Source organism: Bradyrhizobium sp. Ghvi (genome assembly GCF_900115265.1).
Lineage (GTDB): Bacteria > Pseudomonadota > Alphaproteobacteria > Rhizobiales > Xanthobacteraceae > Bradyrhizobium.
Genome location: NZ_FOVU01000012.1, coordinates 56,620 through 80,556 on the forward strand (window position 1 = coordinate 56,620; position 23,937 = coordinate 80,556).

General features: G+C 65.3%; 24 protein-coding genes. 12 read left to right on the forward strand and 12 right to left on the reverse strand.

From position 1 onward, the window contains the following. Nucleotides 1-145: 145 nt before the first annotated feature. From BM374_RS31465 to BM374_RS31480, 3 genes are all read right to left on the reverse strand, one after another. Nucleotides 146-643 carry a TPM domain-containing protein gene (locus tag BM374_RS31465; protein ID WP_092301861.1) on the reverse strand — a complete coding sequence of 166 codons (498 nt, stop codon included), beginning with the start codon at nt 641-643 and terminating at the stop codon, nt 146-148. Nucleotides 644-645: 2 nt separating this feature from the next. Then, nucleotides 646-1,533 carry a TPM domain-containing protein gene (locus tag BM374_RS31470; protein WP_177248666.1) on the reverse strand — a complete coding sequence of 296 codons (888 nt, stop codon included), beginning with the start codon at nt 1,531-1,533 and terminating at the stop codon, nt 646-648. A 138-nt stretch (nt 1,534-1,671) separates the two neighbouring features. Then, the gene (locus tag BM374_RS31480) at nt 1,672-2,280 is read right to left on the reverse strand and encodes a LemA family protein (RefSeq protein ID WP_092301867.1); all 609 of its coding nucleotides are present in this window, start codon (nt 2,278-2,280) and stop codon (nt 1,672-1,674) included. Nucleotides 2,281-2,543: 263 nt separating this feature from the next. Between BM374_RS31480 and BM374_RS31485 the strand changes: the two genes are divergently transcribed. From BM374_RS31485 to BM374_RS31495, 3 genes are read left to right on the forward strand one after another with little or no spacing between them, the layout of a single operon-like run. Then, nucleotides 2,544-3,395, forward strand: coding sequence for an enoyl-CoA hydratase (locus BM374_RS31485; RefSeq protein WP_092301870.1), 852 nt, complete (start codon nt 2,544-2,546; stop codon nt 3,393-3,395). A gap of 4 nt (nt 3,396-3,399) precedes the next feature. Then, nucleotides 3,400-4,539 (forward strand): acyl-CoA dehydrogenase family protein, encoded by a 1,140-nt coding sequence (locus BM374_RS31490; RefSeq protein WP_092301873.1) that lies wholly within the window; start codon nt 3,400-3,402, stop codon nt 4,537-4,539. Between the two features lie 13 nt (nt 4,540-4,552). Beyond that, the gene (locus BM374_RS31495) at nt 4,553-5,749 is read left to right on the forward strand and encodes an acyl-CoA dehydrogenase family protein (protein ID WP_092301876.1); all 1,197 of its coding nucleotides are present in this window, start codon (nt 4,553-4,555) and stop codon (nt 5,747-5,749) included. Between the two features lie 199 nt (nt 5,750-5,948). Here BM374_RS31495 and BM374_RS31500 read toward each other — a convergent pair whose 3' ends face one another. Both BM374_RS31500 and BM374_RS31505 read right to left on the reverse strand, forming a co-directional pair. Then, nucleotides 5,949-8,270 carry a xanthine dehydrogenase family protein molybdopterin-binding subunit gene (locus tag BM374_RS31500; protein WP_092301879.1) on the reverse strand — a complete coding sequence of 774 codons (2,322 nt, stop codon included), beginning with the start codon at nt 8,268-8,270 and terminating at the stop codon, nt 5,949-5,951. Between the two features lie 197 nt (nt 8,271-8,467). Continuing rightward, on the reverse strand, nt 8,468-9,343 hold the full coding sequence (locus BM374_RS31505; RefSeq protein WP_092301882.1) for a dihydrodipicolinate synthase family protein: 876 nt from the start codon (nt 9,341-9,343) through the stop codon (nt 8,468-8,470). A gap of 193 nt (nt 9,344-9,536) precedes the next feature. On the opposite strand from BM374_RS31505, the gene BM374_RS31510 reads away from it, so the two are divergent. From BM374_RS31510 to BM374_RS31530, 5 genes are all read left to right on the forward strand, one after another. Next, on the forward strand, nt 9,537-10,277 hold the full coding sequence (locus BM374_RS31510) for a transporter (protein ID WP_177248667.1): 741 nt from the start codon (nt 9,537-9,539) through the stop codon (nt 10,275-10,277). Nucleotides 10,278-10,358: 81 nt separating this feature from the next. Beyond that, nucleotides 10,359-10,682: a YbjQ family protein gene (locus BM374_RS31515; protein WP_092301888.1), complete on the forward strand. Its 324-nt coding sequence runs from the start codon at nt 10,359-10,361 to the stop codon at nt 10,680-10,682. Between the two features lies 1 nt (nt 10,683). Beyond that, entirely contained in the window at nt 10,684-10,956 is a 273-nt protein-coding gene (locus tag BM374_RS31520; RefSeq protein ID WP_092301891.1) for a hypothetical protein, read from the forward strand. A gap of 166 nt (nt 10,957-11,122) precedes the next feature. Beyond that, nucleotides 11,123-11,989 carry a S1C family serine protease gene (locus BM374_RS31525; protein ID WP_092301894.1) on the forward strand — a complete coding sequence of 289 codons (867 nt, stop codon included), beginning with the start codon at nt 11,123-11,125 and terminating at the stop codon, nt 11,987-11,989. Beyond that, a complete protein-coding gene (locus tag BM374_RS31530) occupies nt 11,986-12,357 on the forward strand; it encodes a response regulator transcription factor (protein ID WP_092301897.1) in 372 nt (123 codons plus the stop codon). Before BM374_RS31525 ends, BM374_RS31530 begins: the two co-directional genes overlap by 4 nt. Here BM374_RS31530 and BM374_RS31535 read toward each other — a convergent pair. The 4 genes from BM374_RS31535 to BM374_RS31550 form a co-directional block, all read right to left on the reverse strand. Beyond that, complete coding sequence (locus BM374_RS31535; RefSeq protein WP_092301900.1) at nt 12,352-13,422, reverse strand: sensor histidine kinase; 1,071 nt, start codon at nt 13,420-13,422, stop codon at nt 12,352-12,354. The genes BM374_RS31530 and BM374_RS31535 overlap by 6 nt on opposite strands. Beyond that, nucleotides 13,409-14,101, reverse strand: coding sequence for a response regulator transcription factor (locus BM374_RS31540; RefSeq protein WP_092301904.1), 693 nt, complete (start codon nt 14,099-14,101; stop codon nt 13,409-13,411). The genes BM374_RS31535 and BM374_RS31540 overlap by 14 nt, the downstream gene beginning before the upstream one ends. Before the next feature lie 97 nt (nt 14,102-14,198). Then, nucleotides 14,199-14,729, reverse strand: coding sequence for a hypothetical protein (locus tag BM374_RS31545; protein ID WP_092302128.1), 531 nt, complete (start codon nt 14,727-14,729; stop codon nt 14,199-14,201). A gap of 279 nt (nt 14,730-15,008) precedes the next feature. Continuing rightward, the gene (locus tag BM374_RS31550; RefSeq protein ID WP_177248668.1) at nt 15,009-17,345 is read right to left on the reverse strand and encodes a Tex family protein; all 2,337 of its coding nucleotides are present in this window, start codon (nt 17,343-17,345) and stop codon (nt 15,009-15,011) included. A gap of 388 nt (nt 17,346-17,733) precedes the next feature. Here BM374_RS31550 and atzD point away from each other — a divergent pair, with 388 nt between their 5' ends. Next, nucleotides 17,734-18,843 carry a cyanuric acid amidohydrolase gene (atzD, locus tag BM374_RS31555; RefSeq protein ID WP_092301910.1) on the forward strand — a complete coding sequence of 370 codons (1,110 nt, stop codon included), beginning with the start codon at nt 17,734-17,736 and terminating at the stop codon, nt 18,841-18,843. Between the two features lie 191 nt (nt 18,844-19,034). Beyond that, nucleotides 19,035-20,504: an amidase gene (locus BM374_RS31560; RefSeq protein WP_177248669.1), complete on the forward strand. Its 1,470-nt coding sequence runs from the start codon at nt 19,035-19,037 to the stop codon at nt 20,502-20,504. Between the two features lie 42 nt (nt 20,505-20,546). Here BM374_RS31560 and BM374_RS31565 read toward each other — a convergent pair whose 3' ends face one another. Beyond that, entirely contained in the window at nt 20,547-20,867 is a 321-nt protein-coding gene (locus BM374_RS31565) for a hypothetical protein (RefSeq protein ID WP_092301916.1), read from the reverse strand. 132 nt (nt 20,868-20,999) lie between these two features. Here BM374_RS31565 and BM374_RS31570 point away from each other — a divergent pair, with 132 nt between their 5' ends. Beyond that, a complete protein-coding gene (locus tag BM374_RS31570) occupies nt 21,000-21,908 on the forward strand; it encodes a PaaI family thioesterase (RefSeq protein ID WP_092301919.1) in 909 nt (302 codons plus the stop codon). A gap of 89 nt (nt 21,909-21,997) precedes the next feature. Beyond that, nucleotides 21,998-22,363, forward strand: a complete 366-nt coding sequence (locus BM374_RS31575) for a hypothetical protein (protein WP_177248670.1) — start codon at nt 21,998-22,000, stop codon at nt 22,361-22,363. A 9-nt stretch (nt 22,364-22,372) separates the two neighbouring features. On the opposite strand, the gene BM374_RS31580 is transcribed toward BM374_RS31575, so the two are convergent. Together BM374_RS31580 and BM374_RS31585 are read right to left on the reverse strand one after the other, a co-directional pair. Beyond that, complete coding sequence (locus BM374_RS31580; RefSeq protein WP_092301922.1) at nt 22,373-23,005, reverse strand: 2-dehydro-3-deoxy-6-phosphogalactonate aldolase; 633 nt, start codon at nt 23,003-23,005, stop codon at nt 22,373-22,375. Between the two features lie 13 nt (nt 23,006-23,018). Further along, the gene (locus tag BM374_RS31585) at nt 23,019-23,933 is read right to left on the reverse strand and encodes a 2-dehydro-3-deoxygalactonokinase (RefSeq protein ID WP_092301925.1); all 915 of its coding nucleotides are present in this window, start codon (nt 23,931-23,933) and stop codon (nt 23,019-23,021) included. Between the last annotated feature and the right edge of the window lie 4 nt (nt 23,934-23,937).

A 23,937-nucleotide genomic window follows, 5' to 3' on the forward strand; every position in this document is an offset into this window, starting at 1 on the left:
GAGGTGCGAGTGGCGCGATGCCAAGCATCGCGCCGGGAGCCTCGAAGGATGCACGGCCCCGCTGCTGCAGCCGGGCCGTTGCCCTTCGAGGGCCGCTGAAGAAGCGGCCACCTCAGGGTGACGGTGAGAGAGGGTTGAGGCTCCCTCACATCACCACCGGCTTGTCCGGCAGCTCGTTCGGATGCGCTCCGCCCGGCGGGAAATGCTTGGCGAGCTCCCGCGACACCGCCGCGATACCTTCGATTACGCCGCGCTCGAACTGGCCCGCGCTGAATGCGGCCTCCATCGCGCGGCAGATCGCTTCCCAACCCGCGGCACCAACCTTCGCATCGATGCCGCGATCGGCGATGATCTCGACGTCGCGGTCGGCCAGCAACAGGTAGATCAGCACGCCATTGTTGTGTGCGGTGTCCCAGATGCGCAAATGCGAGAACACGTCGAGCGCACGCGCGCGGGCGTGCTGGTTTCGGAACAGCGCACGACCATCGAGCGCGCCTTCCACGACGAAGCGGACCTGGCCGGAATGCGTGGTTTCGCTTTGCTTGATCGCTTGCTCGATGCGGTCGAGCACGACTGGCGGAAACACTTGCCGCGCACGCCAATGGTGCGGGAGCAGATGGCTGACAATACGCCCGATGCCCATGACTACCAGCTCCCCGAGGCGCCGCCGCCACCGAAACTGCCGCCACCGCCGCTGAAACCGCCGCTCGACGACCCGCTGCTCCAGCCGCCTGATGACGAGCCGCTCGACCACGAGCCACCGCCTGAGGAGCCCGCGCCGAGCCCGATCCCTGGAAACAAATCGCCAATGAAGGTCAGGATGGCGCCAAGCACACCTATACCCAGTCCAATAGCGGCTGAGCCCAACACGAACCAGGCGAGGCCGCCGACCGCCGCGCCCGTTGCGGCCGAGCCGAGCAGCCGCCCGAGCATCGCGCGCAGGAAGCCGCCCACGACGAGCGGCCCGAACAGCACGAAATAGAACAACGTTTGGAGATCGTCCCAACTGCCGAAGTTCACGCTGCGCGAGGGCACCGGCAGCGGTTCGCCATCGACGACGCGCATCATCCGGTCGACGCCGGCCGAGATGCCGCCGGCGAAGTCGCCCTCCCTGAATTTCGGCGTGATGACCTCGTCGATAATCCGCCGCGAGGTGACGTCGGTGAGCGCACCTTCGAGGCCGTAGCCGACCTCGATGCGCAGATGCCGGTCGTTCTTGGCCACCACCAGGATGGCGCCGTCGTCGACCTTCTTGCGACCGATCTTCCAGGCCTCCGCGACACGGATCGAGAATTGCTCGATCGTCTCCGGGTCCGTCGTCGGCACGATCAGCACCGCGATCTGACTGCCCTTGCGCGTCTCGAAATCGCCGAGCTTCTGCGACAGCGCGGCGATATCGCTGCTCGACAGCGTCCCGGTGAGGTCAACCACGCGGCCGGTGAGCTGGGGGACGGCAACGTCGGCGAGGGCGGGGAAGGCGAAGGCGAACACAAGAGCGACTAGGGCTATCGCCCGCCACAACCTCGCTGTCATCGCCCGGCTTGACCGGGCGATCCAGTATTCCAGAGACGCCAGCGAGATACGGAGAGGCCGCGGCGTACTGGATTCCCCGCATTCGCGGGGAATGACACTGGTGGGTGGAGTGGGCGCCATTCGCAAAGCCAAACGCTATTACTTCGATGGCGCCGGCGCCGGGTTGAAATCAACCTTCGGCGCGGTCGAGATCTCCTTCTCGTTCTCGACCGAGAAGTTCGGCTTCTCCTTGTAGCCGAACATCATCGCGGTAAGGTTGCTCGGGAACGAGCGGATGGTGACGTTGTATTTCTGCACCGACTTGATGTAGCGGTTGCGCGCGACCGTGATGCGGTTCTCGGTGCCCTCGAGCTGCGACATCAGGTCCTTGAACAGGGCATCCGATTTGAGCTGCGGGTAATTCTCCGTGACGACAAGAAGCCGCGACAGCGCGCTGGAGAGCTCGCCCTGGGCGGCCTGGAATTTCTGGAAGGCGGCGGGATCGTTCAGCACCTCGGGCGTTGCCTGGATGCTGCCGACCTTGGCGCGGGCATTGGTGACGCCGAGCAGCACGTCCTTCTCCTGCTGCGCGAAGCCCTTCACCGAATTGACGAGGTTGGGCACGAGATCGGCGCGGCGTTGATACTGGTTCACCACCTCGGACCAATTGGCCTTGATCTGCTCGTCCTCGCCTTGGATGGCGTTGTAGCCGCAATTGGTGAGGCTGAGCGAGGCCAGCGCTGCGAGCACGGTCAGGATCTTGCGCATCAAATTTCTCCCGGTGAATCCCGTGACTCAATATCAGATAGCGATCAGACCATGCTAGCTTTCCGGTGTCATTCCGGGGCGCGAAGCGAACTATGGTGCGCATTTGCGCACCTGAGAATCTCAAGAGTCCGGGTCTGGTCCTTCGGACCATCCCGGAATGACGGCGGTGGACGAGCGCAAGCCAGCCGGCTGACGCAAGCCTCTTGCTTATCACCACGCGGCATAGTCAACTCGAAGCAAACAACAAGACAGGGGAGCGCGCCATGTCCTCGTTCGAGACCATTCTGGTGGAGCGACCGGAGCCGGCGATTGCCCGGGTCGTGATGAACCGGCCGGACGCGCGCAACGCGCAGAACCTTCAAATGACCTACGACCTCAATGCCGCCTTCGACGCAGCGGTGCAGGACGATACGGTCAAGGTGATCATCCTCGCCGGCAACGGGCCGCATTTCTCCTCCGGCCACGATCTGCGTCCCGGCGGCAAAAACGCCGCGGGCGTCGATTTTCCGCCAGTGGGAAATTGGGGCGGCTTTGCTGAACCAAATGCCCACGGCCGCTTCGCCCGCGAGCAGGAAATATATCTCCAGATCACGCGGCGCTGGCGCAACCTCGCCAAGCCGACCATTGCCGAAGTGCACGGCAAATGCATCGCCGGCGGGCTGATGCTGGCCTGGGCCTGCGACCTCATCATTGCCAGCGACGACGCGCAGTTCTGTGATCCCGTCGTCACCATGGGCGTCTGCGGCGTCGAATGGTTCGTGCATCCCTGGGAGCTGGGGCCGCGCAAGGCCAAGGAATTCTTGTTCACCGCTGACAGCTGGAGCGCACAGGAGGCGCATCAACTCGGCATGGTGAACCAGGTCGTGCCGCGCGCGGAATTGTCGGCGCGCGTGCTGGAGCTGGCGCGCCGGATTTCCTCGAAGCCGTCCTTCGCGCTGAAGCTGACCAAGGAAGCGGTGAACCGTTCCATCGACGTGATGGGGCAGCCGGCCGCGATCGACCAGGCCTTTGCGCTGCATCAGCTTTGTCATGCCCACAATCTTCAGGAGTTCGGCATGGTGGTCGATCCATCCGGACTGCATCCCTCCGTGCGCAAGCCGGCAGCCGCGGAGTAGAAACATGGACCTCGATCTCAGCGACGAGCAACGGCTGCTGCGCGAGAGCGCGGAACGCTTCGTGGCGGAAAGCTATGATGCCGAGCACCGCCGCAGGATGGCGAATGATCCGCTCGGCTTCAGCCCTGATGTATGGAAGCAGTTCGCCGAGCTCGGCTGGCTGGCCCTGCCGATCGCGGAAGAGTTTGGCGGGCTCGGCGGCGGGCCTATCGAGATCGGCATCTTGATGGAAGCCTTCGGACGCGGGCTGGTGTCGGAGCCCTATGTCGCGACGATCGTGCTGGGCGCTGCGCTGATCGAGCGATGCGGCAGCACGGCGCAGAAGCAGGCGAGCCTGCCCAAGATCGCCGACGGATCATTCAAGCTGGCGTTTGCGCATTCCGAGCGCGCGGCGCGGTTCGATCTTGCCAGGGTCGCGACGTCAGCAACCAGGACGGCGCAAGGCTGGCGGCTCGAAGGCAGCAAGATCGCCGTGCTTGATGGCCACGCCGCCGACGAGATCATCGTCTCCGCGCATCTGCATGATCATCATGGACCGTCGGGGCGGCTCGGCCTTTTTCTGGTGCCGGCAACCGCGCCGGGACTTTCGATCTCCGACTATCCGCGCCTGGGCGGCGGACGGGCCTGCAACGTCGAACTCTCCGGCGTGCAGCTGCCGCAGGACGCATTGCTCGGCGACGGCAATGACGCGCTGCCGGCGATCGAGTGGGCGCTCGATCGCGCCATGGCCGCGCTCGGCGCCGAAGCCGTCGGCATCATGCAGATGCTGCTGGAGACGACGCTCGACTACACCAAGATCCGAAAACAGTTCGGCCGCCCCCTCTCGGCCAACCAGGTGATCCGGCATCGCCTCGCCGACATGGCGATCCAGGTCGACGAAGCCCGCTCGATGGCGCTGCGAGCCGCGCTGAAGGCCGATAGCGCGCCGGTCGAACGCGCCCGGGCCGCATCTGGCGCGAAGGCCAAGATCGGCAAATGCGCGCGCTTCGTCGGCGAACAATCGATCCAGCTTCACGGCGGCATGGGCGTCACCGAAGAGCTCGAGGTCGGCGCCTATTTCAAGCGGCTCGTCGCCTTCGACACGCTGTTCGGCGGCAGCGCGCATCATTACGCCCGTCACGCCCAGCTTGGCCGCACGGCCTAAAGAGGAGCGCATCATGAACCTGTCGTTCAATGCCGAAGAGCGCGCCTTCCAGAGCGAAGTGCAAAGTTTCATCGCGAAAAATCTCACCGACGAGATGAAGCGCGCCACCGCGCTGACGCCATCGGTATTCTCCGATCCTGACATCGGCATGGCCTGGCAGCGCGCGCTGCACGGCCGCGGCTGGGGTGCACCGGGCTGGCCGGTCGAATATGGCGGACCCAACTGGACGCCGGCGCAGCGCTGGATTTTCGAGACCGAATGCGCGCGGGCCGGCGTGCCGAACGTCAACGTGATGGGCGTGAAGATGGTCGGGCCCGTCATCATCGGCTTCGGCTCGCCCGAGCAGAAGAATTTCTATCTGCCGCGGATTCTCTCGGGTGAGGACTATTGGTGCCAGGGCTATTCCGAACCAGGCTCCGGCTCCGATCTGTCCTCGCTGAAGACCCGGGCGGTGCGCGACGGCGACGACTACATCATCAACGGCACCAAGATCTGGACCACGCATGCCCATCACGCCAACCGCATGTTCGCGCTGGTCCGCACCAGCGACGGGCCACGGCAGCAGGACGGCATCAGCTTCATCCTGATCGACATGAAGACGCCTGGAATCACGACGCGGCCGATCCTCACCATCGGCGGCGACCACGAGGTCAACCAGGTGTTCTTCGACGACGTGCGCGTGCCCGTCGCCAACCGCGTCGGCGAGGAAGGCAAGGGCTGGACCTACGGCAAATATCTGCTCGAATTCGAGCGCGGCTCCGGCATCGCATCCGCCAAGCTGCGCGAAGGACTGCGCGCCATCACGGAGCTCGCCGAGTCCGATCTCACGGGACGCGCGATCGACAGCCCCGATATCGCTACGCGCATCTCCGAGGTCGAGATCGACATCGACGCGCTGGAGATGACCGAGCTGCGGGTGCTCTCGGCGCTGCAGACCGGGCAAAACCCCGGCGCGGTGTCATCCATCCTGAAGCTGCGTAACAGCGAGATCCGCCAGGCCGTGACACGGTTAGGAGTCGATGTGATCGGCCACGACGCGCTCGCCGTCGAGCCGATGCGCCCGCTTTACAAGCTCAACCATGAGCCGGCGCTGCCTGAGGACATGCTGACGGTCGTGCCGGAATATCTCAACGGGCGGGCCTACACGATCTTCGGCGGCACGTCGGAGATTCAGCGGGATATTATTGCGAAGATAATGCTGGGGATTTGAAGGCGTGTAGTCCCACTGGCGCGACACCCTCCGCTGTCGTCCCCGCGAAGGCGGGGACCGATAACCACAGGGAGTGGTGGTTGCGGGGACTCGGAGTTAGCAGCTTCGCACCAAACCACTCCCTGTTGTTATGGATCCCGGGTTCGCGCGTTGCGCGCCGGGACGACAGTTGGTCTTTTTGTGAGAGCGGAGACTGTACTTAGACAGCCTTCGCGTCCCTGATCGCCTGCCAGACCTTCTGCGGCGTCAGCGGCGTGTTCAGCTGGGTGATGCCGAGTTCGGCGAGCGCGTCCATCACGCCGTTGGTGACGCAAGGAGGGCCGCCGATGGCGCCGGATTCGCCGCAGCCCTTGGCGCCGAGCGGATTGGTGCGGCAGGGCGCGGAGTCGTCCAGCGTCACCACGATCGGAGGCACATCGTCGGCGCGCGGGATGCAGTAATCCTGATAGCTCGCGGTGAGGAGCTGACCGTCGGCGTCGTAGGAGACGCCTTCGTACAGCGCCTGGCCGATGCCCTGCGCAACGCCACCATGAATCTGGCCCGTGACCAGCATCGGGTTCACGGCAACGCCGACGTCGTCGACGGTGGTGTAGCGCACGACCTTGGACACGCCGGTCTCCGGATCGATTTCGACCTCGCAGATATGCGTGCCGTTCGGCCAGCTCGGGCCATCCACCTCGCCTTCGGAATCGACGCTGAGCTTGGCGCCGCTCTCCTTCTCGGCCAGATCGAACAGGCTGATGCGGCGGTCGGTGCCGACCACGGTGAGCATACCGCCCTGATACTCGATGTCCTCGACCGCGGTCTCCAGCACATCAGCCGCCTTCTCGCGCGCCTTCTGGATCAGGTCATTGGAGGAGACTGCGACCGCCGTGCCGCCGACAAACAGCGAGCGCGAGCCGACGCTGCCGAAACCCATGGCGAGATCCGTGTCGCCCTGCACGACGTCGATCTTGTCCATGGGAATGCCGAGGGTGTCAGAGATCATCTGCGTGTAGGTGGTCTGCAGCCCCTGCCCCATCGCCATGGTGCCGGAATGCAGCACGACGCGGCCCTGTGCCGTCGCTTGCAGAGTGACCTTCTCGGTATGGGCACGGCCGCCGGTCCATTCGATGTAGGAGGTGAGGCCGCGGCCGTAGAGCAGGCCCTTCTTCTTCGCCGCCTTCTTGCGCGCGGCAAAACCGTCCCAATCGGCGAGCTTCACAGCGCGATCGAGCATATGGGCGAAGGCGCCGGAATCGTACACCTGCCCGGCCGCGTTGGTGTAGGGCAGCTGCGCCGGCTTGATGTAGTTCGCTTTGCGGATCGCTCGCGGATCCATGCCGATCTTTCGCGCGGCCGCGTCGAACAGGCGCTCGACGATGAAGACGGCTTCGGGCCGGCCCGCGCCGCGATAGGCGCCGACCGGGGCGGTGTGGGTCATCACCGACTTCACCTCGAAATGCACCAGCGGCAGGTCATAGACGCCGGTCTGCACGAACGGTCCAAGCACCAGCGGAATGATGTTGCCCGCGCCCGAGGAGTACGCACCGGTGCAGCCGATCGAGCTGACACGATAAGCGAGCACCTTGCCCTTCTCGTCCAGCGCGAAGGACGCGGTCGAGGTCAGGTCGCGGCCGTGGGTGCCGCCGACGAATTCGTCGGTGCGGTCGCCGCGCCAACGGATCTTCTTGTTCAGCTTGGTCGCGGCGTAGGCGACGATGCCGTCCTCGGGATAAAGATTGGTCTTCTGGCCGAAGCCACCGCCGATATCGCCGACCAGGACGCGCACGCTGTCCTTGGGACGCTTCAGCACGGCCTCCGCGAGCACATCGCGGGTCGAGGCTGGCGTCTGCGACTGCACATGCAGCAAGAGACGGCCCGTCTTGTTGTCGATCTCGGCAATGGTCGAGCGCGGCTCCATCGCGGAAGGAACGAGGCGCTGGCTGACGAGATCAAGCTCGACCGTGTGTGCGGCCTTGGCGAAGGCCTCATCCACCCTGGCGGCATCGCCATAGCTCATCGCTCCGACAATGTTGTCGGGCGCCTCCGGCCACACCAATGGCGCGCCGGGTTTGACGGCCTCGACCGGATCGACCACAGCGGGCTGCACGTCATACTCGACGACGATCGCCTCGGCGGCGCTCTGCGCGTCGGCACGCGACGAGGCGACCACAGCCGCAACGGCTTCGCCGGCATAGCGCACCACCTCATGCGCGAGCAACCGGCGCGGCGGCACCGTCATCGGCTTGCCGTCCGGACGCTTGAAGATGCTCAACGTCGGAATCGCGCCGATGTCGTCCTTGACGAGATCAGCGCCAGTGTAGATCGCGGTGACAGCAGGCATCGACGCGGCCACGCTGGTGTCGATCGATACGATCTTCGCATGCGCATGCGGCGAGCGCAGCACGTGCAACCACAGCGCGCCGTCTTGCGGCTTGTCGTCGATGAATTGCCCCTTCCCGGTGAGCAGCCGCTGGTCTTCCAAACGCTTGACGGGCTGGCCCGCTCCGAAACGCAAATTGCCGGGAAGAATGTTCATTCCGCTGGGTCCTCGAGGTCTTAAATGCGGGCAGCCTTTTAGCGGACCAATTGGGGTCAGACCAGCCGCGGTTTCGGGCGGGATACCTACGATTTCGTCATGCCGATTTCAGGATCGTCATTCCGGGGCGCTCCAAAGGACCGGACCCGGAATCTCGAGATTCCGGGTTCGTCCCTCGGACGCCCCGGAATGACAGCTCAGGCCAGCTCTTTGAGCGCTGCTTCCACCACCTTGCGCGCATCCGCCGTCAGCGGCGCCTGCGGCGGGACGGGATCGCCGACGTCATAGCCCTGGATGGCAAGGCCGGCCTTGATGCAGGCCGCGAGGTTGAAGCGGGCGAAGGCCTCGTTGATGCGCCACAGCTTGCGCTGAAGCGCCATGGCCTCGTCCCAGCGGCCGGCCCGGCAGAGGTCGTAGAGCTTGACGCTCTGGCGAGGGATGATGCAGGCCGGTCCCGCCATCCAGCCGAGCCCGCCGATCAGCATCACCGCAACAGGGATATGGGCGGAGGCGGAGAACACGCGCAAGGAATCGCCGCAGCGGTTCATGATCGAGAGCAGCCGGCCCGTATTGGTCGAGGCATCCTTGATATAGCCGATGCGCGGATGCTCGGCGAGGCGCGCAATGACGTCGAGGGTCAGGTCCGATCGCTGGAATTGCGGATTGGTGTAGATCACGACCGGAATGTCGACGGCGTCGGCGATGCTGCGGAAGTAGGATTCGACCTGGGCATCCGTGAGTGGGAAGTAGGCCTCGAGGATCGCCAGAATGCCGTTGGCGCCGAGCTTCTGATAGGCTCGCGCCTGCGCCACCGCGTCGGCGGTCGAGGTGGACGCGACGCCCGCCACCACGGGCACACGGCCTTTCGCGGCCTCGATCGTGGTCTGCACGATCGCCATGCGCTGCGCGGCATTGAGATAGGCGAACTCGCCGGTCGAGCCGAGCGGCGTCAGGCCGTGCACGCCAGCGCCGATCAGATCGTCACAGAGCTTGGCAAGCACGTTCGTCCGCACTGTACCGTCGGTGTCGACAGGGGAGACGAGATAAGGAAAGACGCCGCGAAAATCGGTCATGTCGGGAATAAAGTCCGGAGGAGATTAGTCTTGTCTGGCAGGCGTGCGATCCGGTGCGTGCTACCATGGGGTCTAATTGCCAGCAAGCGATCGGCCATCGAAGAGCGTATTTGTGGTTTTGGGACTTGTCCTGCATCGTTGGCGGGCTTTTTTGCGTTGCGTTGGCCTCCTCGCCGTTGCGATGTGCCCCGGCATGGCTGCGGCCGGTGAATGCCCCTCGCCGCAATCGGAGATCGCGACCGATCGGCCTGACGTGACCAATTCAAGCCTGGTCGTGCCTGACGGCAGCATCCAGATCGAGAACGGCGTCAACACGTCCGGCCAGAGCGCGGCGAAGGGATTCGACGGCAGCAACAGTCGCCTCCGTTTCGGCCTCGCGCCGTGCCTCGAAGTGCTGATTGATGTGCCGAGCTATGTGGGGCGGCTGGCCGGCCCGATCGACACCGGTTTCACCAACGTGACCCCCGGCGTGAAATGGCAGATCAGCGGACTGCCTGAACCGGCAAACCTCTCGTTGGTAGCAGGCCTTGGCCTACCGACCGGCACGCCCGCGATATCAGGCACAGGCCTTCAGCCCTATCTGCAATTCCCCTGGTCCTATGAGCTCGGCGGCGGCTGGGGCATCAGCGGCATGTTTACCAGCTTCTTCAAGCCGTCGGATCTCGCTAACCGCCAGACCAGCGAGGCGACCTTCGCGATCGAGCGGAAGGTCAACGACGAGCTGGAGCTGTTTGCCGAATATGTCGGCGACTATCCATCGCGCGGGGCGATCACGGCACTGTTCAATGTAGGCGGCGGCTATCTCTTGAACCGGACCGAGCAGATCGATTTCCACGTGGCGTTCGGCCTCAACAGGAATTCGCCGGATTACATCGTCGGCGTTGGCTATTCGTACCGCTGGGACAACGTCCTGGGTACGGCGAGACGGCATTGATGATATCCTGAGGATAGGCGCCAATGAACCGTTCCTTCCCGGACAGGACTAATGGTGGCGTGCAACCAGGCAGGAAACCCCATGTTGATCGTCACCACCGAGAATGTCGCGAACCACCGCGTGGTCCGGACGCTGGGCCAGTGTTTTGGGATTGTCGTCCGCAGCCGCGGACTGGGCGGCAACATCGTCGCCGGCCTGCGCTCGATCGTCGGCGGCGAGATTCCGGAATATACGAGGCTGCTGGAGGACGCGCGCCGCCACGCCATCGATCGTCTGGTCGAGAACGCCACCGCGATGGGCGCCAATGCGATCGTGATGATGCGGTTCGATTCCGCCGAGATCGGCCAGACCATGAGCGAGATCGTCGCCTACGGAACGGCCGTCGTCATCGAACCCGCGCATTAGCATGTCGCTGCCGATCGGTATCGCCGCGCTTGTGATCGCGATCCTGCTGCTCGCGGTCGGCCACTTCTTTCCGTTCGGCGTGCCGGTGACATTCGTTGGAATCGGTCTGATCGCGAGCTACATCTACGACACCCGCTACAAGCCGGCTTCGAAGCAGTCGCTCGGACCCGGTTGGGTCGATACCGGCGAGCGCTTCATCGATCCCGAGACCAACAAGCGAGTCGCGGTGTTCATGCGGCCCGAAACCGGCGAGCGAGCCTATCGCGAGCTCTGAGCTGCCGCTCACAGCTTGAGCAGCTGCACCGGCGTGCGGCTACACGTTCCCGTGAACCGCTCCCCAACACGTGTTCGTCGGCTGTGGCCCGGGAAGACTGGCCACCCGGCCAGTTTCGCAATCGGCCGTAATATCCCAGATTGTGGACAGCTTACAGGAGCTTTCCATGACCGACCTCACTCCTCTTGCCTCTCTATCGTCCGCGCTTGCGGATGTCGTGGCGCGGATCGCGCCCTCCGTTGTGTCCGTGCACTCGCATCGCGCCCGCTCGACCGGCTTCGTCTGGAAGGCAGGCCTGATCGTCACCGCCGACGAGGCCCTGGCCGACGAGGGCGACGTCCAGATCGTGCTTGCCGACGGCAGCACGGTTGCCGCAACGGTCGCCGGCCGCGACCATACCACTGACATCGCGCTGCTGCGCGCGGATACCGCCCTTGCCCCGCTTAAGATGGCCGCGGGCGTCCCTGCCCTCGGCACGCTGTCGGTCGTGGTGGCCACCAATCGCGACGCCCCGAGCGCGGCGCTCGGGATGGTGTCGGTCTCCGGCACGGGCTGGCGCTCCCTGCGCGGCGGCGAGATCGATGCGCGGATCGAGCTCGATGTTCGCCTGCGTCCGAGCCAGGAGGGCGGCCTTGCGCTCGATGCCTCGGGCGAGCCCTTCGGCATGGCGGTGCTCGGGCCGCGGCGGGTGCTGGTGATCCCGACCGCGACGATCGAGCGCGTGGCAGCCCAACTCGAGAACCGCGGCCGCATTGCCCGCGGATATCTCGGGCTCGGGCTGCAGCCGCTGCGGCTCGACGACGGCCTCGGCGCAATGGTGATGAAAGTCGACAAGGCAGGTCCGGCGGCCACGGCCGGCATCCGCCAGGGCGACGTGATCGTCGCGGTCAACGACCAGAAGCTCTCTGGTGTCCGCGCGCTGTCGCGAACGCTGGGGCCTGCAAGCGTCGGCACGGTGGTCGATGTCGCGGTCCGCCGTGGCGGCGAGCCTGTCAGCTTCAAGGTCACGATCGGCGAGAGGCCGGAGGCGTGAGCGAGGACACCACGCCTGACATCGTGCTGTCGCTGGAGATCGACGATCCCGCCCTCGCCGACCGCCTCGCGACGTTGCTCGGCAATGTCGCGGGGCTCCGCCTTGCGGCGCCCGGGGAGACAGCCAATGCAACCATCGTCGCGCGCGATCCGCGCGTCATGCCGGAGGACATTCCCCTGACGCAGCGCGAGCTCGACGTGCTGGCGCTGATGGCGGAAGGCGCCTCCAACAAGATGATCGCGCGCCAGCTCAACATTTCCGTGCACACGGTGAAGTTCCACGTCGGCTCGCTGCTCGACAAGCTGGATGCGACCGGCCGCACCGATGCGGTCGCGCATGCGGCGCGCCGCGGCGTGATCGAGCTATAGCGCATTTGGGAAGCTGAGCTGGATCGTCAGGCCCGGCGCATTGTCACGCAGCGCGATCTCGGCGCCGTGCAGGCGCGATACCGCCGCCACCAGGCTCAGGCCGAGGCCGTTGCCGGGCGTATAGCGGCTCTGCTCGAGCCGGTAGAAGCGCTTGAACACGTGATCGTGCTGGTCGGCGGCGATGCCCGGACCATCGTCGGCGATGGCAATCGTTGCGTGATTGCCGGCATTGCGACAGCTCACGGTGACCTTTCCGCCGGGACGGCCGTGCTTGATCGCGTTGTCGACGAGGTTGGCGATGGCATCGAACAACAGGTCGCGATCGCCTGTCACCGCGACCTCGCGGTCGCCGGTGAGGCTCAGGCGCGTTGCGACCTGCTCTGCGGCAGCATCGTAGAGCTCGACGACTTCGCCGGCGATCTCGGCGAGGTTGAGCGCGCGAAAAGCGCTGCGGCGGGCACGGGTCTCGATCTCCGAAATCCGCGTGATGGAAGCAAACATGCCGAGCACGGCGTCGAGATCGGCGATGGTATCGCCGATCAGCGCGGCGTCGGACTCGCCGTCGCGCGGGACGTGATAGGCTTTTTCCAGCCGGCCCCGCATGCGAGTCAGTGGCGTGCGCAGATCGTGGGCGACATTGTCGCTGACTTGCTTGACCTCGCCCATCAGCGTCTCGATGCGGTCGAGCATCTGGTTGAGGTTTTCGGCGACGCGGTCCCATTCGTCATGGCTGCCGCGCAGGGGAATGCGGCGGTCGAGGCCCGAGAGCATGATGGCGCGGCTGGTGGCATTGATCTCCTCGATCCGCCCGACCGTGCGCCGCGTCACCAGCACGGCGGCGACGCCCGATACCACCACCAGCAGCACGGCAACTGCGATCATCGCCAGCTCGAGCATCGCCGTGAAGCCGCTGTGGTCGCCAGCGTCGCCGACCCGGCTCCGCACATAAGCGAGTGTGCCGAAATAGACGTAGGCCAGGATCGCCGCGACGATCAGGCCGAAGATCGCGATTGCGATCAGCGCCAGTCGGAAGGTCGAGGAGCGAAGCGTGTCAGCCAGGAGCACGGAGGCAATATCCGATGCCGCGGATGGTATGAATCAGCGGATAGGCTTGGGCATCGTCGACCTTGCGGCGGACGCGTCCGACATAGACGTCGATGATGTTGGTGGAGGGATCGAAATGCAGATCCCAGACGTGCTGGAGCAGCATCGCGCGGGAGACGACGCGGCCCTCGTTGCGGACGAGGTATTCGAGCAGCTGGAACTCGCGCGGCAGCAGCGGAATCTTGCGGCCGCGGCGGCTGGCATTGCGCGCGATCAGGTCGATGGCGAGATCGCCGACACGCAGGATGGTTTCCTTGGCGATGGTCTCGCTGCGGCGGCCGAGCGCTTCGAGCCGTGCGAGCAGCTCGACGAAGGAAAACGGCTTGACGAGATAATCGTCGCCGCCGGAACGCAAGCCGCGCACGCGGTCGTCGACTTCGCCGAGCGCGGAGATGATCAGGAACGGCGAAGCAATGCCGTCGTCGCGTAATTGGCGCATCACGGTGATGCCGTCGATATCAGGCAGCATGCGGTCGATGGTGATCACGGCATAGTCGCGCGCCACGCCATGGCTGAGCGCTTCGCGTCCCGTGGCGGCGAGATCGACGTCGTAGCCCGATGTGGTCAGCTCTTCGGCGAGCTGGCCTGCGGTTTCCGGATCGTCCTCGACGACGAGGATGCGGCGGTGGCCTCCGGTCATGACAAACTCCGCGCGACGATCGCCACCAGATTATCCCGTTCCGGGGCTGAGCGGAACCACCCGGTGGCGATCGCGACAATGGTGCGGACCGGCGATGCTAGTACCAGGTGTCCCCGCACACATTGACCCATTGCCAGCCGTAGGGTGTCCAGCTCCTGCGCCAGCAGCCGTCGTCGTAGTAATTGGCGTAGTAGAAGGGCGCGCCAAAGAAGGCGAAGCGGTGGAAGCGATGATGTCGGAAGAAGAAGGCATGGCGACCGATGAAGGGCCTGCCGTGCCAGCCCGTACCGGCAAACCGCGGCCCGAAGGCCGCGCGGGTCGCAAGCGGTGCACCTGCAAAGCGCGGCCCGATGGCCGCATGGGCCGCCATCGGCGAACCGGCGAAGCGCGCGCCACCGAAATGAGCCCCGCCCATCCCGCCGAAGTGCATGCCACCGCCCATGCCGCCGGCATGCATCCCGCCACCACCGAAATGCCCGCCACCACCGAAGCCGCCACCGCCGAAGCCGCCACCGCCGTGACCGCCGCCACCAAAGCCGCCACCTCCGCGGGCGAACACTGGTGAAGCCAGCGCCATCGCTGCGGCGATTGCCACCGCAGTGAGGCCTTTGAGAAGCCTGTTGTCCATCGAAGCATCCTCCGTGCTGCGCGAGACCTGCCGCGCCAGGAGGATGAGAGAGGAAGGGACAGGCCGCTTCAACTTACAAGCGCGCCAGATTCTGACGCGGAAGTTAGGATCAAGCTCTCTCCCCGTCATTGCGAGGAGCTCTTGCGACGAAGCAATCCGGACTGCTCCCGCGGAGAGATTCTGGATTGCTTCCACCTTCGCCAAGGCTTCGGCGGACAAGTCGCTGCGCTGGCAATGACGGCGTGGGTAGAGCCTGCCCTACCTCGAACCGCCCCAGTTTCAAGCCCGCTTGCCGTTGTTCTTCTCCGCGGCGCGGCGCATCGCTTCCGCGAGCGCGCCGCCACCGCCGGAGGATTCCTGCTTGCGCGGGGCCGCCGAGGTCATGCGGGCCGGATTGCGCGCGCCGTTGTCGCGTTGCATGCCGGGCGCGTCCTTCTTAGGCCCGACCTCGTCGTCGAGACGGAGCGTCAATGAGATGCGCTTGCGGGCGACCTCGAAGTCCAGCACCTTGACCTTGACGATGTCGCCGGGCTTCACCACCTCGCGCGGATCCTTGATGAAGGTCTTGGACATCGCCGAGATGTGCACCAGACCGTCCTGGTGCACGCCGATATCGACGAAAGCGCCGAAGGCGGCGACGTTGGTGACGGTGCCCTCGAGGATCATGCCTTTCTGAAGATCCTTGATCTCCTCGACGCCCTCCTTGAACACCGCGGCCTTGAACGCCGGACGCGGATCGCGGCCGGGCTTTTCCAGTTCCTTCAAAATGTCGGTGACGGTCGGCAGACCGAAGGTCTCGTCGACGAAGTCCTTCGGCTTCAGCGTACGCACGATCTCGCTCGAGCCGATCAGCCCCTTGATGTCGCTCTTGGTCGCCGCGAGAATCCGGCGCACCACGGGATAGGCTTCCGGATGCACGCCGGAGGCATCGAGCGGATCCTCGCCGCCGATGATGCGCAGGAAGCCGGCGCATTGCTCGAACGCCTTCGGACCCAACCTCGGCACCTCTTTCAGCGCCTTGCGCGACTTGAACGGACCGTTGGCGTCGCGGTGCGCCACGATGCTCTGCGCAAGGCCCGAGCCGACGCCCGACACGCGCGCCAGCAGGGGCGCGGACGCCGTGTTGACGTCGACGCCGACCGCGTTCACGCAGTCTTCGACCACGGCATCGAGCGATTTGGCGAGCTTGGCCTGCCCGAGATCGTGCTGATACTGGCCGACGCCGATCGCCTTGGGCTCGATCTTGACGAGCTCGGCAAGCGGATCCTGCAGGCGGCGGGCGATCGAGACTGCACCGCGCAGAGTGACGTCGAGGCCGGGCAATTCCTCCGAGGCGAAAGCCGAGGCGGAATAGACCGAGGCGCCCGCTTCCGACACCACGATCTTGGACATCTTGAGCTCGGGAAGGCCCTTGACCAGCTCGGTCGCAAGCTTGTCGGTCTCGCGCGAGGCGGTGCCGTTGCCGATCGCGATCAGCTCGACGCGATGCTTGATCGCGAGCCGGCCCAGCGTCGCCAGCGATTCGTTCCACTGCCGTTGCGGCTCGTGCGGATAGATCGCAGTGGTGTCGACCACCTTGCCGGTCGCATCGACGACGGCGACCTTGACGCCGGTGCGGTAACCTGGATCGAGCCCCATGGTGACGCGGGTGCCGGCAGGCGCGGCCAGCAGGAGATCGCGCAGGTTGGAGGCGAACACGCGCACCGCCTCGGTCTCGGCCGCATTCCACAGCCGCATGCGCAGGTCGATGTTGAGATGCACCTGGATCTTGGTGCGCCAGGCCCAGCGCACGGTGTCGATCAGCCAGCGGTCGCCGGGGCGCTTGAGATCGGCGATGCCGAATCGCTTCATGATCTTCAATTCATAGGCGCCCGGCACGCCGGCGGGCGGCGCTTCCTCGGCCTGGATTTGGAGATCGAGGATCTCTTCCTTTTCGCCGCGGAACATCGCGAGGATGCGGTGCGATGGCAGCTTGGTCAGAGGCTCCGAGAAATCGAAATAGTCGGCGAATTTCTCGCCCTCGGTCTTCTTGCCGTCGCGCACCTTTGAGGCCATGCGCGCATTGGTCCACATGTCCTCGCGCAAGGCGCCGATCAGGTCGGCGTCCTCGTCGAAGCGCTCCACCAGGATGGCGCGGGCGCCGTCGAGCGCGGCCGCTGCATCCGCAATGCCCTTCTCGGCGTTGATGAAGCCTTCTGCGACGACCTTTGGATCGTTGCCGGGCTCGGCCATGAGCTTGACGGCGAGCGGCTCGAGGCCGGCCTCCTTGGCGACTTCCGCCTTGGTGCGGCGCTTCGGCTTGAACGGCAAGTAGATGTCTTCCAGGCGCGCCTTGCTGTCCGCGGCGAGAATGGAGGCCTCCAGCGTGGCATCGAGCTTGCCCTGCTCGCGGACTGATTCGAGGATCGCCTTGCGGCGGTCTTCGAGCTCACGCAGGTACACCAGGCGTTCCTCCAGGGTCCGCAATTGCGCGTCGTCGAGTGCACCGGTCGCTTCCTTGCGGTAGCGGGCGATGAAGGGAACCGTGGCGCCGCCGTCGAGCAGCGTCACCGCCGCCTCGACCTGCTCCGCCCGTACCCCAAGCTCCTGCGCAATTTTCTGGTTGATATTTGCCACGCGAGATTTCCTCTGTATTCCCAAGCACGCGACGCAGACCGGAATCCGGCCGCGGGACGCCGCTTATGGACCAACCGAGGTTGATTCATCAAGGTGCGGTGGGACACCGTCGACAGAGGTTTTTTTGTTGAATCGATACCATCTCGCCACAATCGTGGGGATGTCGCACTCTCGTGTCCCGGACGCGCTGCAGCGTGAAACGCTGCTGCGCAGAGCCGGGATCCAGACGACTGCGGTACTGACGGATCTGCAGCGCATCACTTCGTGCTGCGCTACGTCCGGGGCACGCGAACTGAGTATGCCGCGCAGCCCCCCCGCACTTGACTTCCAACCCACTTCCACTGCTGTTAAGCGCGCCGGACCATCGAATTGCCCACGAGGACCATCCATGCGCACCACATCGGTCGGCGTCTTCAAGATCGCCACCAAGGGCCCCGGCGACGTCTCCGGCCTGATGAACATGATAGGCTCCCGCGCGATCGATCCCGCCTCCATCCTGGCGATCCTTGGCAAGACCGAGGGCAATGGCGGCGTCAACGATTTCACGCGGGAATATGCCGTCGCGGCGCTGTGCGCGGCGCTGGCGCCGAAGCTCGAGCTCACGCCTGAAGAGGTCGAGCATCGCATCGCCTTCGTGATGTCCGGCGGTACCGAGGGCGTGCTCAGCCCGCACATCACGGTGTTCACGCGCCAGGAGGTTCAACAGCGGCCGGCAGGCCTCTCCGGCAAGCGCCTGAGCATAGGCATGGCGCAGACCCGCGATTTCCTGCCCGAGGAGCTCGGCGGCTCCGCGCAGATCACCGAGACCGCCAAGGCGGTGAAGGCCGCGATGGCGGATGCGGGCATCACCGACACCGCCGATGTCCATTTCGTCCAGATCAAATGTCCGCTGTTGACCAGCGAGCGTGTCGAGGCGGCCGCCTCGCGCGGCAACAAGACGGCGACGAGCAGCGCCTACAGCTCGATGGCGTATTCGCGCGGCGCTTCTGCGCTCGGGGTGGCCGTCGCGCTCGGCGAGATCGCCGCCGACGTCGGCGATGAAGACGTGCTGCGGCGCTATGATCTGTTCTCGAAGGTGGCGTCGACCTCGTCGGGAATCGAGCTGATGCACAACGTCGTCATCGTACTCGGCAATTCGGAAGGCTCCGCGAGCGATTTCGAAATCGGACATGCCGTCATGAGCGATGCGATCGATGCTCCGGCCGTGGTATCGGCATTGACGAGTGTCGGGCTTGGCGTCGCACCGCAAGTTGCCGCGAACCGTGAACTCGTCAACATCTTCGCCAAGGCCGAGGCCTCGCCCGACGGCACGGTACGCGGCTTCCGCCACACCATGCTCGAAGACACCGATATCAGCTCGACACGCCATGCCCGCGCGGCCGTCGGCGGCCTGATCGCCGGCCTTGCCGGCACCGGCGCGGTCTACGTCTCCGGCGGCGCCGAACATCAGGGGCCGGCGGGCGGCGGACCGGTTGCGGTGATCGCCCGGCTCTCCTAAAGCGCGTCATCGCGCTCTAATCTATTGTTTGAGCATGATCTTGGCCGGAAAACCGCTGCACACTTTTCCGGATCATGCTCTGTGCGCGGCCACCTCTCCTCTCCGTGCAACCCTGCCCCTCGCGGCGGCTCGGTTGATTCATGCCGGCCCTTGCGAAAAAGGTGATGCGACACCTCGAGGGATCTGACTGCATGACTTTGCCGATGAGCTGGAATGAATGGACGCAGCACGATGGCGTTGGCCTTGCGGCGCGCGTCCGCAAGGGCGAGCTGACGGCGAAGGAATTGGCACGTCAGGCGGCAGCGGCCGTTGCCAAGGTCAATCCGACGCTCTCGGGCGTGGTCGAGCTGTTCGAGGACGTGATCGCCGATCCCGCCAAGGATGGCGCCAATCTCTCAGGTCCCTTCGCCGGCCTGCCTTTCCTGATGAAGGATCTGGGTCCGACCATGAAGGGCCGGCTCCAGGAGATGGGCTCGCTGCTGATGCGCGGCAACCGCGCGGCGGCCGATACATTCCTGACAGGTAAATTCCGCCAGGCAGGACTCAATTTGATCGGACGCACGACGACGCCGGAGTTCGGCGTGTGCTCTTCGGCCGACAACCCCGCGGTCTATGTGACCCGCAATCCCTGGAATACCGACTACACCACCTGTGGCTCGTCGGCCGGCAGCGCCGCGATGGTGGCGGCCGGCGTGGTGCCGATCGCGCATGCGACCGACGGCGGCGGCTCGATCCGCATTCCCGCCGGCGTCAACGGCAATATCGGCCTGAAGGTGTCGCGCGGCGTGTTCTCGCTGGCGCCGCACATGTCCGACCTGACCGGCCTCGTCTCGATCCAGGGCTGCCAGTCGCGCACGGTGCGCGACACCGCGGCGTTCGTCGATCATGCCCGCGGCCCTGCGCCCGGCGAGTTCATGCCGTTCTGGACCACGGCGCAGCCCTACAGTGAGATGATCAAGCGCGATCCGGGAAAGCTCCGCATCGCGCTGTCCCACACCTGGGGCGAGTACACCGCGACGGCGGAGATCGCCGCCGAGCTGGAGAAGACCGGACGCTTCCTCGAAGGCCTCGGCCACCACGTCGACTACGCCTTGCCGGAGCTCGACCTGCCCGCAGCCTTCGAGGCGCAGACCACCTGCTACATCTCGAATTTCGCGGTGGTGATCTCCAACATGCTGGCCGCGCGCGGGCTGGAAAAGCCGCCGGAAGATCTGATCGAGCCCATGAACATCCGGATCTGGGAGGACGGCCGCCACACCAGCTTCGCCGAGCGCGCGAAGATGCAGGGCGTGTTCAACACGACCTCGCGCGGCTTCGGCAGCTTCTTCGAGCAGTGGGACGTGATCCTGACGCCGATCACGGCGCTGCCGACGCCGAAGGTCGGCACGAAGCAATACCTCACGATCTCCGACAATCCTGATGTGCGCGATTGGTTCGACAATCTCTGGCGCTTCTTCGCCTTCACGCCGCTCGCCAACCTCTGCGGCATGCCGGCGATCTCGATGCCGATGGCCGCGCAAGATCACGGCCTGCCGCTCGGCATCCAGGCGATCGCGAAGCAGGCCAATGACGGCCTCTTGCTGCAACTCGCCGCCCAGATCGAGCGCGCACTCGACGGCAAGTGGAACGGCGGGAAGAAGCCGACGGTGCATGTCGGCTGATGAGCTTCGATCGTATTAGAATGCGATCGCTCTGCAGGAGCCTCAGTTCTTCACGGCCGGAATGTCTTCCGGTGGCGGCTGCTGTTGGCCCAGCTTGTACATCGCCAACGCCTTGTCGAGCGCTTCACGCAGCGCCAGTGCAGCGGCCACGCTGCAACGCAAGTGTGCGGTCTGGACCACGTCGACCCTGACGGCAGCGCCGACCGGCATCAGAAGGTTCGCGGCGAGTTCGATCTGGATCGCGCCGTTGTGATGGCCGAAACAGGATGCGCCGTCGAAATAGATGATCGGCGCCCGCTCCGAGCTCGAGCTGGAAATGGTGACGGGCCCCGGATTGGTGACGGGTGCTTCGGGGTCGGCCATGGGGATACTCCTCGCAGGCAGTGGGAGGCTCACCATCGTTGCTTCGGCGGGCTGTGTCGAGGCAAAACCGGCATTGCAGGGCCGCCGTGCGGGGTTTTGCGCCGCCCGCGACACTGGTCTAGAAACGTCGTCATGCCCAGCACATCCACCACGCTTTCCTTTGAGGAACTCGCCGAGGCCATCAAGGGCCGCCGTTCCGATTACGGCCATATCAGCGGGCTTCAGCTCGACCGGTTCGCGCCCGGCGAGGCCTGGTCGAGCCTGCCCTACCGCCCCGTCTTCGTCGGCGACACCGAGACCGGCGTTCTCCATGGCGGCGTCGTCACAGCGATGCTGGACGAGAGCTGCGGCATGGCGGTGCAGCTCGCGCTCGACGGCACCAGCGCGATCGCAACGCTCGACCTGCGCATCGATTACCAGAAGCCGGCCACGCCCGGCCTCGCCATCAAAGCGCATTCGGTGTGCTACCGCACCACCCGCTCGATCGCCTTCGTACGCTCCACCGCATATCAGGAGTCCGAGGACGATCCGGTGGCGACGGCGACTGCCTGCTTCATGATCGGCGCCAACCGCACCAACATGTTGGCGGACCGCAAGATGCATGCGCGCAGCATTCCGACGCTGGAGGCGCCTGACGATCCGTACGGCCCGTTCGCCACCAGCCCGTTCGCGCGCGCCCTCGGCATTCGCATCAACGACGAGGGCACGCTGACAATGCCGTTCTCGCCGAAGATCATCGGCAACCCGATCCTGCCCGCCATCCATGGCGGCATGACCGGCGCTTTCCTCGAGACCACGGCGATCCTCGGCGTGCGGCGCGAGCTCGGCATCGTGACGTTGCCAAAGCCCATTGGGCTCACCATAAATTATCTGCGCTCCGGCCGGGCGCTGGACACAATCGCCAATGTCTCGATCGTGAAGCAGGGCCGGCGAATCGTGGCCTTCGAAGCGCGGGCCTGGCAGGACGATCCGGGCAAGCCGATCGCCTCCGCCTTCGGGCATTTCATGTTACGGCCAACGCCGGGAAACGACGAGGAATAGGCGTATTTTACTGACCCAGGGCTTGACGTCCAAAGCCTGACGTCGAAGGGTTGGCCCTGCGATAGCATGTTCCAGCAAGAGGTATTGGGTTGCGGCATCCGATCGACATCATCGCCATGTTTGCCGCCATCTGGCTGCTGGCCTCGATGGTGCTCGACGCGGTGACGCCGAAGGAGCTGACGGCGGTCATGATCGCCCTCGCGATCGGCCCCGCCGTGATCATCACGGCCGTGTTCTATTATCTGCGCTGCCCGCGCACCGATTTCGCGGTGATCTTCGCAGCGCTCTGGCTGATCTCGGACATCGCCATCGCCTTCATCTCGCCGAAGGAGCTGCCGCATTTCCTGATCGCGCTGGGCTTCCTGCCGGCGGCATTGATCGGCATCGTGCTGCACTGGCAGCGCTTCCAGCGCCGCCATGAGCGATTGCCCGTGCCGTCGGTGAAGCGCGGCTAGCGCAAGAAATCAGCCGCTCTGAACGGCGAGATCGTAGGCAACGATCGTCACTTTTGCGCGCGTGGCGACATCGGTGGCCGACATGCCGGGCTTGTAGAGGCTCGAGCCGAGCCCGAACGCCGTGACGCCGCCCTTGATGTACTCGGCAAAATTCTGGTCGGAGACGCCACCGACGGCGGCGATCGTCACGCCCGCGGGCAGCACAGCGCGGATCGCGGCGATACCTGATGCGCCGAGCACGCTCGCCGGAAAGAATTTGAGGCCTGATGCGCCGGAGCGCGCGGCGAGCAGCGCTTCGGTCGGCGAGAACACACCCGGCAGCGTCACCATGCCGTGCTGATGCGCACGCGCCAGCACATCGGTATCGACATTCGGCGAGACCATCAGCTTCCCGCCAACATCGTTGAGGCGATCGACATCCTGCGCCGTCAGCACCGTGCCGGCGCCGATCAGCACGCCCGTGGGCGCGAGCTTCGCGGCGATGCCGATCGAGCGGAACGGATCCGGCGAGTTCAGGGGAATCTCGATCGCGGTCATGCCGGCGTCGATCAGCACGCCGACGATGGCCTCGGTCTCCTCCGGCTTGACACCGCGCAGGATCGCGACCAGAGGTCGCTTCATCGGCGGAAACGGAACGCTCATCTCAAGTATCCTTCTATTTCGTCCAGATCGCCGCAGCCGCCATCGACAGGCCGCGGCGCACCGCTTCATCGGCATCGATCGAATTCACATGGACCGACAACGCATCGAAAGCCTGACGATACAGAGCGGCCAGCCGTCCCGAGGCGATCAGCGTGATGCCAACCTTCAGCACAGTGCCGGAAAGGCCTGCCGCGAGCTCAGCGCCGATCAGCGTGCCCGACAGCGTCTCACGCGCGGCAGCCGGCGTGCTGCCGAACAGCAGCTGGCGCGACCGCGCGGTGAACAGGAGATTGGCCGCGAAAGCCGGCGCCTCGAACGCCGCCGTTACCGCCGCCTTGAAACTCGCGACATCCTCGGCCTCGCCGGCGCCGGCGACCGCGAGCGCCAAGATCGTCTCGCGCGAGACGACGCTGAACAGCTCACCGGTCATGAACGTCGCGAAATGCTCGACAACGCCGTTCTTCACGCGCACCCATTTCGAATGCGTTCCGGGCATGCAGACCAGCGCCTCGCCTGCAGCGTCCAGGCCGAGTGCGCCGAGCAATTGCGTCTCCTCGCCGCGCATCACGTCCGGCGCTTTCAGGTCGCGCTGCGCGATGCCCGGCAGGATGCGGATGTCGCGCGCCTCGTCGGGCACGCGGGCGGCCCGCCTTAGAACCGCGGACAAAGGCGCCGGCGTATCAACATAGCCGGCCTCGACCCAGCCGGTCTTGGCGCCGGCCATGCCGCAGACCAGAACCGGCAGATGAGCGGGCGCATCGACGGCGGCAAGATGCGACTGCAGCACGCCGGGGAAGCCGGCCTTGGCCGCGACCAGCATGCCTTCATCGCTACGGCGCTCGGCCAGCACACGACCGGCGCGATCGACCAGCCAGAGCCGAAAGCTGCTGGTGCCCCAGTCCACCGCGACATAAGCGGGTTCGGTCATTTCG